This is a genomic window from Paenibacillus shenyangensis (genome assembly GCF_000346635.1).
GTDB lineage: Bacteria > Bacillota > Bacilli > Paenibacillales > Paenibacillaceae > Saccharibacillus > Saccharibacillus dauci.
In genome coordinates, this window is sequence record NZ_AOIG01000010.1 from 1 (window position 1) to 14626 (window position 14626).

The following is a 14626-nucleotide window of genomic DNA, read 5'->3' on the forward strand; positions in this document are numbered from 1 at the left end:
CTTTACAAAGGGTACAGTTTAGACTGAATGCGTCTTTTTTTTTGTGAAAATGCGGTGTGGAACCATGAAGTTCATGGTATGATACAGAGAATAGAATCGAACTTTGTCGATAAATTAAATGCAGCAACAATGAATAGATGACAAGTGAAGCCAGAAGAGGTATTATTGCTAAGTTCAATCAGGCCCAAAGACAGAATGCCACGGAAAAATGAGGTAATTATTGCGGCTTATTCTTTGTAAAAGCGCTGATATAGATGGGGGTAAATTTGCTAATATGAAACAACGCAAGAGCCTGTTGCCCAAACCGTTCCCGGTAACTGTATATATACTGGCTGTAATGGCTATCGTGCTGATTATCGTAAATACAACGTATTACGTATCCACACGCAGAGCCCTTATTTCTGTCCAGGAACAGAATATGCGCGTTATTGCAGATCAGGTCCGCTCCTCGATCAAATTGTCTCAAAGTGGTGAGACATTTGTAGAGAATCTGACCGGAGAAAATCTGAGAATGGCTGCACAGGCGGTCAAATCATCGCTGGGTCCGAATCTTAGCGAGATTACAAATAAACAATTGTCCGATATGAAGACTCGCGTAGGTGTTGATCATATTACTTTGCTTAAGGCAGACAGAGACGATATTGTGCCAGTCAAATCTTCCGATCCGACAGAGTTGTCCAGTAAGGAGAGCTGGCGTCCCGAATGGCTCAAAGCAATCCGGCAGCTTCTGCGCGGACAACGACCGGATGTGGCGGTAGGTCAGGCATTGCCCAATTTCTGGGGAGCGCCGATGATCGGAGCCGACAATATTAATACACCGGGTAGTGAGAAGTGGGGCTTCTATTATGACGGAACCACCGATTATATTATTGGTGTGTATACGAACGATGAAGCGGTCCGTGCCTATCGTGAGGATACGGGCGTAGAAGCAGTGATCCGCGAGATCCTGAATGGAGAGACGAATCGTCAGACCCGGGGCATAGCTATTTTTAACCCGCCGATTTTCCTCGATCAGGCCAATCAGTACAATTCGCGTGGCGTAATCTGGTACGACGAGAACCAGACACTGAACAATGATTATTCCTACAAAAGCGATACCGATCGCGATAATATCCGCCAGGCGAGCCAAACAAGTCGCATGATCTCGCTGACCGAAGAATACAAAGAAATGCCGGTGCTCAAAACGTTTATTCCGGTTAAGCTGAATTATCCGGCGGTGATTCTGATTGTATCGGATTTGACCGGAGTACAGCAGACGCTGAATGATCAGCTGGTTCGTCTGACATTGACTATTTTCGCCTGTTCGCTGGTCATTATCGGCCTGGTGCTCGGTATGATTGCTCTATGGAATCGTCGTACCGAAGCTGTAGCGCAGAGTGTGCAGAATGTATATCTCGAAAATATCGATGCATTGTTCAACTCGATCAAAGAGCAGCGGCATGATTTTAACAACCACGTAAACACGATCCAGCTGCTCGTCAAAATGAAGAAATATGATGATCTATCGGAATATACTGCCGAACTGGTAGGCGAATCGATTGCGATGAATCAGATTATCAACATTAATCTGCCAGCTTTGTCAGCGCTTATTCAGGCCAAGACGACACAAGCCTATGATCGCAAAATCAAATTCGAATACGAGATTGCGAATCTCAAATCGGTTCAGTTCGGTACTGTAAAATCGACCGAGCTTGTCAAAATTGTCAGCAATCTAATCGATAATGCATTTGACGCAGTGATGGAGACGGAGCATCTAGAGAAAATTGTCCGGGTGACCGGTCAGATCCGCGGCGAACAGCTGACATTCACTGTCGGCAACAATGGCAACCCGATTCCCGACAAGTTAAAGCAGCAGATTTTTGAAGCGGGATTCAGTACAAAAGCGCTGAATCGCAAAAATTCAGGACTTGGCCTTGCCATCGTAACGAAGATTCTCAAAAAACACCGTGGTATTATTCTGGTGGAGAGCGACGAAGACTGGACCGAATTCTCTGTTCGTCTACCGCTCTAACGGATAGAATACAGGTATTATATTGGGGAGCTAGAACTGAATATGTCTTTTGCAGAATGACCCAATTTGATTTTTTCCAAAATAATAACCTTCTTGATATGACTATAATAAAAGACCGCCTTTTCCTGTACTGCAGGAGGGCGGTCTTTTTGTATTATAGTTCGGTTCGTTATACCCATCATCGTACTCAGCTTTGATCTGCAGCATGCTGGGAAGCTAGCGAAGAGGCGTATCCTGCAGGACACCACTTCCCGGAGTGGATTTGCGTTTGCGGGATTTTTTGCCTGCCGATCCGGTCAGCCACTGTCCGCCTGGCAAACGGGAGAGCAGACTGGTTAGCAGAATCGCTGCCGGAGCAACGACTGAAAAGCTGAGAAAAGTAACCGGCAGATGCATACCAGTCAGTACGAGCGGCCGCGTTACGTAAGCCACTCCTGCCAGAATCAATGCATGGGAGAGGTATCCACCAAATGAGTAGCGCCCACACCATTTGAGAAAGCGGACAAGTACATGATTTTGCCGGGACAGCAGCAGTGCCAGTCCATAGATAAGCAGCATATGCGAGATCACAATTACAAATGTCGTCGGTTTCAAATAGGTCGATACATTAAGATTTACTGCTTCAGTCGAATGCCGCAGCAGATCATAGCCGAGCCAGATATACATAATCAGGAATACCAGCGTGCTCCATGGTAGCAGACGGATGACTATGTCGCGCCAGCGTTGAATGGCTGAACCGCATACTCCGCCCAAAATAAAGTAAAAGAAATAAAAAGGGAATTCGCTGGTTCGATGCTCCAGTAGAATCTGCCAGATTCCCTGGAAGCTCCAGCCAGGCAGTACATCATAACACATCCACATTAGCCAGCCGTACACGACAGCGAGCACGAGCAGCATGCTGATAACAATCTGCTGCTGTCGACTGTCTGTTCTTCCATCCAGATAACGATTGCTGAATTGTCGGAACAACCAGCGGAACAGCGGGAACAGCAGATAGAACTGGAAGATCATAATCACAAACCACAGATGATAACCATTGGTTGGCGCAAACAACTGGGTCAGTATACTTTGCCAGGTACCGGATCCCCAAAGAGGATGATGATCGGCGAGCTGGACTACGATCCAGTAAATGAGTGTCCATATCACAAACGGCACATAAATATCGCCAATACGACGTACCAGTGCAGAGCGATAAGAACGTCCGTCGCCATACTGGTAAAACAGAATCGCCCCTGCGAGGAAAACAAAGGTCAATGTGCCAAAGCGGGTAAAATGATACACCATTCCAAGCATGATCGAGTCTGCCGGAATAATATCACTCCGGTAAATGTATTCTCCAATGCAGTGCTGCATAACTACCGCAAGGAAGCATAACCCCCGCAGCAGTGCCCACTCATCTATTCGTTCTCTTGTCATGTATTCACCTCTGCCTTCAATAACGAAGAATGATAGCCAGTGAAACATTATATCAGAGTAATGTGAAGAGAATATGAAACCAAGACCAAATACCCATTTTTCCCGAACTTATTTGACAATTGGAAATTTGTGTAGTTATCATTAAGACATATTAACAAGAAGGGAGGTTGGAAATTATGACCCTGGGCAAGAATGAAATTACGAATCAGCAGACGACGCACTATATTGGACAGACTATTCGCCAGCACAGCTTTTTGACAATTCCATATACTTGCTCCATATTTTCCAACCTCTTACGGACGACATAATCTTTAGTCAAAAGAATCGTACAGCAATCACTGGCATATTATGCCTGTACTGCTGACTGGAAAAGGGATCAGGTACCCAGGTACCTGGTCCCTTTTGTGGATCGTATAACCGGCTGCTGCCACATTCGCCAATCTGCAGGATTATTGCAGATCAAGCAATCGACAGAGCCTTTGCAATATGACAATCTCATATTCAGCCGGTATACGGTTCGCGATTCTTTTTATCAAGATCATTGCCATATACCGCTGCTGTAGGAATAACAGATATAATCGCCAGATGAATCAGTTGATGCTCCAATCCTCAATCCAACCAATTGGGGAGAAGCACAGATGATTGATCGTGCGTGTACCCTGTTATTACCGACCAACCAGCCGCAGACCGTAATTCAGGGTCTGCGGCTTTTCTGTATTGGTATTCGTAATCTCGCTACATCATAGACCGGATGAGAATACGCCGGATGTATACAAAATCGGACGAGAATACGTTGAATTCATAGAATCAATAATAGTATGACACAGCGACATCTGTTAGTGTGGCATACCCAAAATACACTACGACAAAGGAGTGATACCTATGCAAGTCAGCCAGGAGATCACACAGACCATTCAAAATGAACTGAAAAGAATCGAAGAGGAGCAGCAGGTCAAAATTTTGTATGCTTGTGAATCAGGCAGTCGGGCATGGGGATTCCCTTCCCAGGATAGCGACTATGATGTGCGGTTCATATATGTGCATCCACCAGAATGGTACCTGTCCATCTTTGAACGTAGAGACGTCATCGAATATCCGATCAGTGACCAGCTGGATATCAACGGTTGGGATCTGGTCAAAGCACTTAATTTATTTCGCAAATCCAATCCACCACTGCTGGAGTGGTTGCATTCACCGATGATATACAGCGAATCGTACCCACTGGCCGAACAGATTCGTACCATGTCACCACTGGGATTTTCGCCGCGATCCTGCATGTATCACTACCTGAATATGGCCAAAGGCAATTTCCGTGGATATTTGCAGGGAGAGAATATCCGGATCAAAAAGTACTTTTATGTACTGCGTCCGATTCTCGCCTGCTACTGGATCGAACAAAAAGGCACTATGCCACCGATGGGATTTCAGCAGCTGGTTGCAGAACTGCTGCCTGAAGGACAACTTCGTCAGGATATCAACCTTCTGCTGGAGCGCAAAATGGCAGGAGACGAACTGAATCTGGAATCGCCAATTTCATCCATCCACAACTATTTGGAGACGGCTATTGCCGATCTGGAAATCAAAGCATCCAGGCATCCTGCTTCGCAGCAGAATCTGGATCATACACTCGACCAACTGTTCCGCGATACGTTGCGACAGGTCTGGTCATAAGAAGTCATTATCTTATACGAAAGAGGTTTAAACCTTTTATGATACCGAACAATAATCCTTATATTCACCAGGTCAAACTTCCGGCAGGTGATGTGAATGTCTATGCCAATCCGGAACTGTTTGCCGGTCTGGACTACAAAGTATTCGCTATGGCCAATAACAATCTACAAATTCCCGGCATCCGTTATATGGGCTACACTCCCGATGTGCATGTGGGTGTCGGCACCTGCATCGGAACGACTGCTGTATGGGACGGAGAAGAAGGCTATGTATCGCCTTCTATCGTCGGCAGTGATATCGGCTGCGGGATGCGTGTGCATCTGACCAATCTGCATCGCGATGATCTCAAAGAGGTTAAATTACGCCGCAAGCTGGTCAAAACTATTGAGAAATACCTGCCGATGGAATCCCAGCAGCGGGGGCATTTCTCCGATCTGCGTCTTGAGAATGTGGTCAGCAAAGGGCTGCATGGATTGCAGGGGAAATATATTCCGGATAGTTATACTCCCAAGAAATCAACTTCCCTGACCCATGTAGAAGAAAGCCGCTTCAAATTTGATGAGAATGTACTGAACAATGTCAGCGATCGTGCCTGGCATCGCGGTCACCGACAGCTGGGTACCTTGGGCGGCGGCAATCATTTTGCAGAGATTCAGGCGCTGGAGATTGCAGAGGAGAATCGTGCGATCGCCGAGGCATGGGGCATGTATGATGGCCAGATCGTCGTCATGATCCACTCCGGTTCCCGGTCATGGGGCGGCGGCATCAGCCAGGAGAGCAATCCGGCGATGATCGCAGCGATGCACCGATTGGGACTCGGAACGGCTGATCCGAAGCTGGCTTTCCTGCCACTCTCGCATCCGGAAGCACGACATTATGTGAATCTGATGTATTCGGCGCTTAATTATGCGACTGTGAATCGTCATCTGATCGCCTATGCAGTTCGGGAGGCTTTCCGTGATGTATTCGGCAGCCAGTGTGAACTGCGTACGCTGTACGATCTGATGCATAACTATGCCTGGTCGGAATATCGCGGAGATGATACAGTATTCGTCCATCGCAAAGGAGCGACCCGTGCGCTGCCAGCCGGACATCCCGGCAATCCCAAGCCGTATATGGAGACCGGACATCCGGCACTGATTCCCGGCTCGATGGGGACTTCGTCTTATATCATGGTTGGTCTGCCGGGTGGAGAAGACAATTATTACTCGATCTGCCACGGCGCAGGACGGGCGCGTTCCCGCTCCGCTACCAAACGTCTGGTCAAAGTCGATGAATTCGCCAGCTCGATGAAAGTAGGAACAGATGACGAGATCGTAGTAAACCAACGCTCGCTGGAAAGTATTCTGGATGAGTCGCCGCAAGCCTATAAAGATGTGGATCAGATCATCGAGAGTGTTACCGGAGCAGGACTGGCTGCTGTAGTCGCCAAATGTCAGCCGCTCGCAGCCATCAAAGGCACTAATTAAATCTATCCTGACTGCAATTACCTGTTTGGTGGATAAAGGCGTATAATTGAAATAGAATAGGTGCCTTTATCCACTGCCAGGTCAGTCGACAGTAATAGGCCGATCTGCATCCGTATTTCCGGATGCACCTACTATATTGAGAAGAATAGATGTATAAATAGGGACATATAGACAGATGGATGCAAAGCATTCAGATCAATTCATCAGATTATGCTCACATGTGGTATATCCAATACCACTTATCGATAGTAATAAATACAGAAATTACAACCACTTATATATGATATCCAAAGGAGGATAATAGATTGGATTCTATCTACCGTACTACAGAAGAGTCGCTGCAGGCAGCTGCATCTAATCAGGAGTCTGCAGTCATTGTATACAACAAAGAAGAAAAGGGGATGCCCCATCAATACGCGGATTATGCGCGTGTAATTCAGGGAATCGCTACCAAGCTGCAGGAGCGTTATGGCGTAGAATATCGTCTATATTCCAGTGATGATCCGAATATTGAATACTGGGACCTGTTGGAAGATGATCTGCGTTCCGGCAAAGCAGGCGTGGAGCATGTGATTCGCATTTATGATCGCCTGGAAGAATGGACTTTTGTGTACGACGGAGACAAGCCAGAGCCAGATTATGGCGTACACCGTTCCATGAAAAATAATGTGTTTGCCTATCCGGAAGCAGGTGTGGCCATGGCGCGGATGCCGGTTTTCCGTGATCATGGTATTAGTAATGATGATCTGGTATTTGCGGTCAGCGATGAAGCATTGCTCGCATTTCTCGGTGAAGTACGTATTCGCCAGCGGGAACAGAGTTTGCGACGGGTAACCGTATTTACAGATGGAAGACATGGTATCAACCGCCAGCTGGAGCCGGTCAGCCGGGCAGTCTCCCGTGACGATGTCATTATGCCGTCCGAGATCAAGCAGGACATTTACCGCTCGCTGGATCGTTTCTTTGCCGAAGATCGGGGCTTTTACAAAAAGTATGATGTACCTTACAAGCGTGGAATCCTGCTCTATGGTCATCCTGGCAACGGTAAAACAACACTCGTCAAATCAATAGCAGGCAGTGTACCCGGACCAGTCGCCTACTGGCAGATCACCGAGTATACGAACAGCGAGTCGATTGAAGAAGTATTCGAAGCCGCTGGACGCATGGCTCCGATGGTACTCGTTATCGAGGATATCGACTCGATGCCTGCCGAGTCCCGTTCCTTTTTCCTGAATACACTGGATGGTGCGACATCCAAGGAAGGTATTTTCCTGATCGGCACAACCAACTATCCGGAGAAAATCGATCCGGGTCTGATGAACCGCGCCGGACGATTCGATCGTGCGTACGAGATCAATCTGCCGAATGAAGATCTGCGTCTGGAGTACTTCCGCCGCAAACGGCTGCATGAATTTGCCGGTGACGAAGTGGTAGTCGAAGCAGCACGCCTGACTGAAGGATTTACTTTTGCCCAGCTGGGTGAACTGTACGTCTCGGCAGCACTGCGCTGGCATGAAGAAGGCCGCCTCGATATGCGCGAAGTTATTCAGGGACTGCGCGGCGAGCTGGACAAGAGCCGCAAAGGTGTATGGCTGCATAACAGCGATGGACGCGTCGGATTTCATTTCTGATTCCGTGAAGATTGAACTAGGGCTGGGAGAAATCCGCTGCCGCTGGTATAATGAACGGAAATGGATAAAAAAGGAGTTCGATCAAGCCCATGTTGATGCCTATTTTGCAAGTGAACAGTGAAGATATTCCGGAATATGCTATTGTCTGCGGTGATCCGAAACGAGCAGCAGGAATTGCTGCCCAGCTGGACAATCCGCGGGAACTGGCATTCAGCCGGGAATACCGCAGCTTTGTCGGTACCAGAGATGGTGTAGAAATGGCTGTTGTCAGTCATGGCGTCGGTTCGCCGGGAGCAGCGGTATGCTTTGAGGAACTGATTCGTGCAGGCGTGAAGACGCTGATTCGCGTCGGTACAGCCGGTTCGTATTCGGCTGATCATCCGGCAGGAAGTCTGATCGTCAGCACTGCTGCTGTGCGTACAGATGGACTGACCCGTCAGCTCGTACCGGAGGCATTTCCTGCTGTAGCGGACAGTGAGATTGTCGAAGCGCTGTATCAGGCAGCCCGTCAGAGCGAAGGCATTGTGCAAAAAGGCATCACGGTGACGCTGGATGTGTTCTTTAACGGCGTCGAAGAATTCCCTCACCAAAAGTTCAAGCAGGCAGGTGCGCTTGCAGTAGAGATGGAGATCTCGGCACTGTACATTATTGCATCCCTGCGCGGCGTGCGTGCAGGTGCGATTGTGGCACTGGATGGTTATGCGGATGCCGATCTGGCTGCCGAATATGATCCAAATACCAACGTGGTAGCCGATGCGGTACAGCGCGAGATCCAGGCGGCGATTACGGCTGTCGTGACGCTAGCCAAGCGCGAAGTCTAAGCTATATCAGAGCCTGGTTTAGCTGTAATGCAGCCATTTACCAAGTGTTGTACATGAATAACCTGACTGTACAGCAGTTTACTGTAGTTGCTGTGCAGTCAGGAAGCATCATAGAAGTCTGTTCCGTGCAAGAGGGACAGACTTCTATTTATATAAATAAGCTATAAAACACCATTTGCCTACTTATTTACAGCAGAAAGGCGAAAAATAGCGATTTTTGTTGACAAAAGATCGACTCCTACCTATTCTAAGGAATGAATATGATAATCATTATCATCCAAAGGGAAAAGGGGTTATATCATTTATGTCATATCAACGTCAAAGGTCTGCTATTCCGGTATTGGCAACATTACTGGCTGTACTGCTTCTGCTCGCAGGCTGCAGTAATACAGGCAGCAACACCGCATCATCCAGCGCTTCCGATCCGGCAGCTTCTGCCAAATCGATTACCATGTCATGGCCTCGGGATATCGGTACCATGAATCCTCATACATACAATCCGTCGCAATTGTTCGCGCAATCAATGATCTATGAGCCTCTTGTTAGTTATGAAAAAGGCGGCAAGCTGGAACCTGCACTGGCCGAATCATGGAAAATATCAAAAGATGGCAAAGTATATACATTCAAGCTTCGCCAAAACGTGAAGTTCTCCGATGGCAGTGACTTTAATGCCGAAGTTGTGAAAAAAAACTTTGATGCTGTAATGAAGCACAAGGATACACACAGCTGGCTCGGTATCGTAAGTGTGATCGACAAAACCGAAGTCGTAGATGATCACACGTTCCGTCTGACATTGACCGAACCGTATTATCCGGTACTGCAGGATCTGTCGGTGGTCCGTCCGTTCCGCTTCCTGGGTGAAGCCGGATTCCCGGATAACGGTGATACTGCCGAAGGCGTCAAAGCAGCAGTGGGAACCGGCCCATGGATGCTCGCTGATTACAAACAGGATGAATATGCTGTGTTCAAGCGCAACCCGAATTACTGGGGCACTGCTCCGGCGATCGATCAGGTTACTGTCAAAATCATCCCTGATGCCGAGACCCGTGTAGCCGCTTTTGAAAAAGGTGAACTGGACCTGATCTACGGTGAAGGCGTGATCAGTCTGGATGCGTTCCAGCAGCTTCGTGAAAATGATAAGTATGTCACTCAATTGTCCGATCCGGTCGGTACACGCAGTCTGCTGCTGAACTCTTCCAATCCCAAGCTGGCAGATGTTCGGGTACGCATGGCTCTTCACGAAGGATTTAACAAGCAGGCGATGGTACAAGGGATCACTTCCGGACTTGAAGAACCAGCCGATTCCGTCTTGTCCAAAAACTATCCGTATACCAACGTCGATCTGAAGCCGATTCCATACAATGTAGAGCAGTCCAAAGCATTGCTGGATGAAGCAGGCTGGAAACTGCCAGCAGGTGGTACCGTACGTGAGAAAGATGGTCAGCCGCTGGAATTCGATATGATTTTTGACAAAACCGATCCGATTCAAAAAGCGATGGCAGAGACCATTCAGGCTGAATGGGGCGAGCTGGGCGTGAAGGTGAATCTGACAGGTCTGGAACTGACTGTACAGATCAAACGTCTCAAAGCCAATGATTTTGATTTGTATTTCTGGTACAACTATGGCGCACCGTATGATCCACATTCCTTTATTAATGTAGTTGCCAGTCCGGGCTTCGGAATCTCGGAGACACTGAGTGCCATTCCGACGAAGAAACAGCTGGACGAGCAGGTTCGTCAGGCATTGTCCTCTACAGACGAGACCAAGCGCCAGGAACTGTATCGCTCGATTCTGACTACACTGCAGGAGCAATCGGCAATTATCCCGATCTCCTATATCAAGAAAACGGCAGTCTATCAAAAGAAAATTGCGCATTTTGAATTCCCGGCGAGCCGTGATGATAATCCGTTCGAGGGTATTCAGGTAACGAAGCCTTAAATAACAGTCAGGTCCGTATCGTTGACTGAAGGGGGGAAGGTCAGTGATCGGTTATATTGGTAAACGGATGCTTTCGGTTATTCCAATCATTTTCGTAGCGACACTCGTTATGTTCGCATTGATTCATATTTCACCGGTCGATCCGGCAGAAGCTTATCTGACGGCTGCCCATATCTACCCGACAGAGGAAGTGCTGGAGCAGAAGCGTCATGAGTTCGGACTGGATCAGCCGCTGCTTACCCAGTATCTGCATATGGTCGGCAGGATGGCTACGCTCGACTTTGGCACATCCTATCTCACCAATCAGCCGGTATGGACAGAAGTAGCGGCAAGACTGCCGGCGACCGTGGAGCTGGCATTGTGGAGCATGTTGTTCGCGGCTGTAGTCAGCATTCCGCTGGGTATCGCAGCTGCAGTATACCGGAATAGCTGGATCGATATGCTGAGCCGCTGTATCTCTTATCTGGGCGCATCGATGCCGCAGTTCTGGCTTGGGTATCTGCTGATCTTCTTTTTCTCGGTCAAGCTGGATTGGCTGCCTGTGGAAGGGCGCGGAACATGGCAGAATCTGGTACTGCCGGTCATCACTCTATCGCTCGTACTGATCGCTGTCTACACGCGTCTACTGCGTACGAGTGTGCTGGAGCAGATGCAGCAGACCTATGTGCAGTATGCGCGGGTACGGGGACTCCGTGAACGGATGATTATGCTCAAGCATGTGCTGCGAATGTCCATGATGCCGCTGATCAGCGGCATGGGGATTAATCTGGGCAAGCTGCTGACCGGTACCATTATCGTGGAGCAGGTTTTTTCCTGGCCGGGATTTGGGCGATATTTTGTGGATGCGATATTTAATCGGGATATTCCCGTGATTCAGTGTTATGTATTTTTTGCGGCCTGTCTGTTTATTCTCTGCAATCTGCTCGTTGATCTAGTGCAGCTGTATATGGACCCGCGAATCTCATCGAAAGGACGGGCGGAGCATTGATCCATACATGGCGGTCGGCATTCAGGGGGCAGTACGCCATCCTGATCTGCTCGATCATTATAGCGTTATTTTTCATTGTTGCCCTGCTGGCACCATGGATCGCTCCCCATAGTCCGATCAAGGTGGATCTGCTGCAAAAGCTCAAAGGTCCATCGATGGATCATTGGCTGGGAACCGATCATCTGGGTCGTGACAATCTGACCAGATTGCTGTATGGAGCCAGGATTTCACTCGGGTTTGCGACGATGATTTTCCTGTCATCGCTGTTGATTGGTATTCTGGTCGGTTCGGTATCCGGTTATATCGGAGGCTGGGTGGATAGTATACTGATGCGTCTGTGCGAAGGAATTATGGCTTTTCCGAATCTGGTACTGGTACTGGGTATCGTTGGTATTTTCGGACCGGGATTGATGCAGGTATTGCTGGCATTGATGCTGGTGCAATGGGTGTATTATGCACGGATCTGCCGGAATATGGTCGTCAGTCTCAAAGAGCGTCATTTTATCGCGGCAGCCCGGATCAGCGGATCGTCTTCCTGGAAAATTATCCGTCGTCATATTATCCCTAATGTGCAGCGTCCGATCATCGTAATCGGCACACTGGAAATGGGTTGGGCGATTATGGATATATCGGCGCTGTCATTTTTGGGACTTGGTGTCCAGCCACCCAATGCGGAGTGGGGTGCAATGATTCATGAAGGTACCAGTTATATCCGCAGCCATCCGGAACTGATGATTTATCCGGGGATTTTGATTCTGATCGTGGTAATTACTTTCAATATTCTGGGTGAAGCATTATCCGAGCGGTATGGCGTTACCCGTCGTTAAACAAGCAGCAGGCTGGACAGCACAGGGAGGCAGAGAAAGTGGAGAATAGCGGGAAGGTACTGGAAGTAGACAATCTGCAGGTAGGTCTGAATAACAGGGAACAGCCCCAACTTCTGCTGGAAAATATCCATCTGACCCTGGAAAAAGGCTCTATACTGGGTCTGGTCGGAGAAAGTGGCAGCGGCAAATCATTGACCTGCAACGCGATCCTGCAGCTACTGAATCCCCGGCAGATGGCAGTCTCCGGCAGTATTCGTCTGCATGGACGCGAGCTGACTTCCCTGCCGGACAAAGAGATGCGGCGCATACGGGGACGGGAGATCGGATGTATTATGCAAAATCCGATGAACGCGTTCACGCCGGTCTATACGATTGGCTCGCAGTTTATGGAGACACTGCGTACGCATTATCCCAACCTGTCCAAAGCACAGGCGATAGAACAGGCCATCTCTGCACTGGCAGATATGAACCTGCCCGAACCTTCGCGGTTAATGAAGTGCTATCCATTTCAGCTAAGCGGTGGTATGCTGCAGCGGGTCATGATCGCGATCTCGATGTGTCTGCGTCCCGCGCTGGTTATTGCAGATGAGCCGACGACAGCGCTCGATGTGGTCAATCAACTTCGGGTACTGCGTGAGCTGCACCGATTGCGTACAGAATGTGGTACGGCCATTTTGCTCATTTCCCATGATCTTGGCGTAATTTCCCAGCTGGCAGATGAAGTGGCAGTCATGCAGCAAGGCAGAATCGTCGAGCAGGCAGAGGTTCATCAGCTGTTTAACCACCCTGCCCATGCCTATACCCAGACCCTGCTCAATGCCCGTCCACTTACAGCCCTAAGCGGCAGTAGACATGCATCGAAGCAGAAATAACAGTAACAGGAGGAGCAACTATGCTTGAAGTACGCGAGGTAAGTCACAGCTACCAACAGCGCCGCTGGTTCCGTCGCGCAGATCATACTCCTTCTGTGCTGACAGATATCTCATTCACTATCGAAAAAGGTTGCTGTCTGGGATTGCTGGGTACAAGTGGAGCAGGTAAAAGTACACTGGGCAAAATTATCCTCGGCATGCAGCGGCCCAGTCATGGACAGATCCTGTTCGAAGGGCAGGATATTTACCGGACGAGCCGCCATATGAGCAAGGCGATGCGGCGCGATCTGCAGGTGGTTTTTCAGGATTGTTATTCTGCGGTGAATCCAATGATGACAGCCGCAGAGATTATCGGTGAGCCGCTGGATAATTATGAGCGTCTCGGTACGGCTGAGCGGCGCCGCCGGATCGGTGAACTACTGGAACAGGTAGGTCTCTCTGCTACAGATGCTGGTAAACGTCCCGATCAGTTCAGCGGCGGGCAGCTGCAGCGGATCAATATCGCCCGAGCGATTGCACTGAAACCCAAACTGATTGTGCTGGATGAATCGGTCAGCAGTCTGGATATGGTGAATCAGACGCATATTCTATCCCTGCTGGCAGAGCTCAAGGCTTCCCATCAGCTATCCTATCTGTTTATCACTCATGATATCCGCGCTGCAATGACGCTGTGTGACCGGATAGCAGTGATGGATCAGGGCAGACTGGTACAGCAGGAAGCAGATGGTGAAGCATTGATTCATTCTGCACATCCTGCTGTACGACAGCTGGTCGATTCCATTTTGCCTGAGCATCCGTCCAACCGTTTGGTCTGGGACTGAATCCAGGTAGCGATGCTTGGCTGTTCAACCATACAAGACAGCTTTTCCCTATCAAGGGGAGAAGCTGTCTTTTTATTACTACCCGTTTATTAAAGCGTTTTCTTAAATCGGGATTTGCGTTATATTAGATGATGTTCCTATCATCTCATCTAATAATCAA

General features: G+C 48.7%; 11 protein-coding genes. 10 read left to right on the top strand and 1 reads right to left on the bottom strand.

The window, feature by feature from the left end; all coding sequences use genetic code 11:
* The first annotated feature begins 274 nt into the window (after positions 1 to 274).
* Entirely contained in the window at positions 275 to 2011 is a 1737-nt protein-coding gene (locus tag H065_RS0108980; RefSeq protein WP_017812713.1) for a sensor histidine kinase, read from the top strand.
* A 216-nt stretch (positions 2012 to 2227) separates the two neighbouring features.
* Here the strand turns inward: H065_RS0108980 and H065_RS0108985 are convergent, their stop codons facing one another.
* Complete coding sequence (locus H065_RS0108985; protein ID WP_081604094.1) at positions 2228 to 3427, bottom strand: acyltransferase; 1200 nt, start codon at positions 3425 to 3427, stop codon at positions 2228 to 2230.
* 882 nt (positions 3428 to 4309) lie between these two features.
* On the opposite strand from H065_RS0108985, the gene H065_RS0109005 reads away from it, so the two are divergent.
* The 9 genes from H065_RS0109005 to nikE all read left to right on the top strand — a co-directional run bounded on the left by H065_RS0109005 (position 4310) and on the right by nikE (position 14466).
* Positions 4310 to 5098, top strand: a complete 789-nt coding sequence (locus tag H065_RS0109005; protein WP_017812718.1) for a nucleotidyltransferase domain-containing protein — start codon at positions 4310 to 4312, stop codon at positions 5096 to 5098.
* Between the two features lie 38 nt (positions 5099 to 5136).
* A complete protein-coding gene (locus tag H065_RS0109010) occupies positions 5137 to 6567 on the top strand; it encodes an RtcB family protein (RefSeq protein ID WP_017812719.1) in 1431 nt (476 codons plus the stop codon).
* Between the two features lie 401 nt (positions 6568 to 6968).
* Positions 6969 to 8198, top strand: coding sequence for an AAA family ATPase (locus H065_RS0109015; RefSeq protein WP_051058713.1), 1230 nt, complete (start codon positions 6969 to 6971; stop codon positions 8196 to 8198).
* Positions 8199 to 8287: 89 nt separating this feature from the next.
* Positions 8288 to 9019: a nucleoside phosphorylase gene (locus H065_RS0109020; protein WP_017812721.1), complete on the top strand. Its 732-nt coding sequence runs from the start codon at positions 8288 to 8290 to the stop codon at positions 9017 to 9019.
* Positions 9020 to 9323: 304 nt separating this feature from the next.
* The gene (gene nikA, locus H065_RS0109025) at positions 9324 to 10958 is read left to right on the top strand and encodes a nickel ABC transporter substrate-binding protein (protein WP_017812722.1); all 1635 of its coding nucleotides are present in this window, start codon (positions 9324 to 9326) and stop codon (positions 10956 to 10958) included.
* A 43-nt stretch (positions 10959 to 11001) separates the two neighbouring features.
* The gene (nikB, locus tag H065_RS0109030; protein ID WP_017812723.1) at positions 11002 to 11946 is read left to right on the top strand and encodes a nickel ABC transporter permease subunit NikB; all 945 of its coding nucleotides are present in this window, start codon (positions 11002 to 11004) and stop codon (positions 11944 to 11946) included.
* The gene (gene nikC / locus H065_RS0109035) at positions 11943 to 12773 is read left to right on the top strand and encodes a nickel ABC transporter permease subunit NikC (protein WP_017812724.1); all 831 of its coding nucleotides are present in this window, start codon (positions 11943 to 11945) and stop codon (positions 12771 to 12773) included. The genes nikB and nikC overlap by 4 nt, the downstream gene beginning before the upstream one ends.
* A 38-nt stretch (positions 12774 to 12811) precedes the next feature.
* Entirely contained in the window at positions 12812 to 13645 is an 834-nt protein-coding gene (locus H065_RS0109040; RefSeq protein ID WP_017812725.1) for an ABC transporter ATP-binding protein, read from the top strand.
* A gap of 20 nt (positions 13646 to 13665) precedes the next feature.
* The gene (gene nikE / locus H065_RS0109045; RefSeq protein ID WP_017812726.1) at positions 13666 to 14466 is read left to right on the top strand and encodes a nickel import ATP-binding protein NikE; all 801 of its coding nucleotides are present in this window, start codon (positions 13666 to 13668) and stop codon (positions 14464 to 14466) included.
* Positions 14467 to 14626: the final 160 nt, after the last annotated feature.

Bases quoted from the DNA above. Each gene is read 5' to 3' on its own strand.
- H065_RS0108980 (WP_017812713.1), top strand. From the start codon at position 275: ATGAAACAACGCAAGAGCCTGTTGCCCAAACCGTTCCCGGTAACTGTA.
- H065_RS0108985 (WP_081604094.1), bottom strand. From the start codon at position 3,427: ATGACAAGAGAACGAATAGATGAGTGGGCACTGCTGCGGGGGTTATGC.
- H065_RS0109005 (WP_017812718.1), top strand. From the start codon at position 4,310: ATGCAAGTCAGCCAGGAGATCACACAGACCATTCAAAATGAACTGAAA.
- H065_RS0109010 (WP_017812719.1), top strand. From the start codon at position 5,137: ATGATACCGAACAATAATCCTTATATTCACCAGGTCAAACTTCCGGCA.
- H065_RS0109015 (WP_051058713.1), top strand. From the start codon at position 6,969: ATGCCCCATCAATACGCGGATTATGCGCGTGTAATTCAGGGAATCGCT.
- H065_RS0109020 (WP_017812721.1), top strand. From the start codon at position 8,288: ATGTTGATGCCTATTTTGCAAGTGAACAGTGAAGATATTCCGGAATAT.
- nikA (WP_017812722.1), top strand. From the start codon at position 9,324: ATGTCATATCAACGTCAAAGGTCTGCTATTCCGGTATTGGCAACATTA.
- nikE (WP_017812726.1), top strand. From the start codon at position 13,666: ATGCTTGAAGTACGCGAGGTAAGTCACAGCTACCAACAGCGCCGCTGG.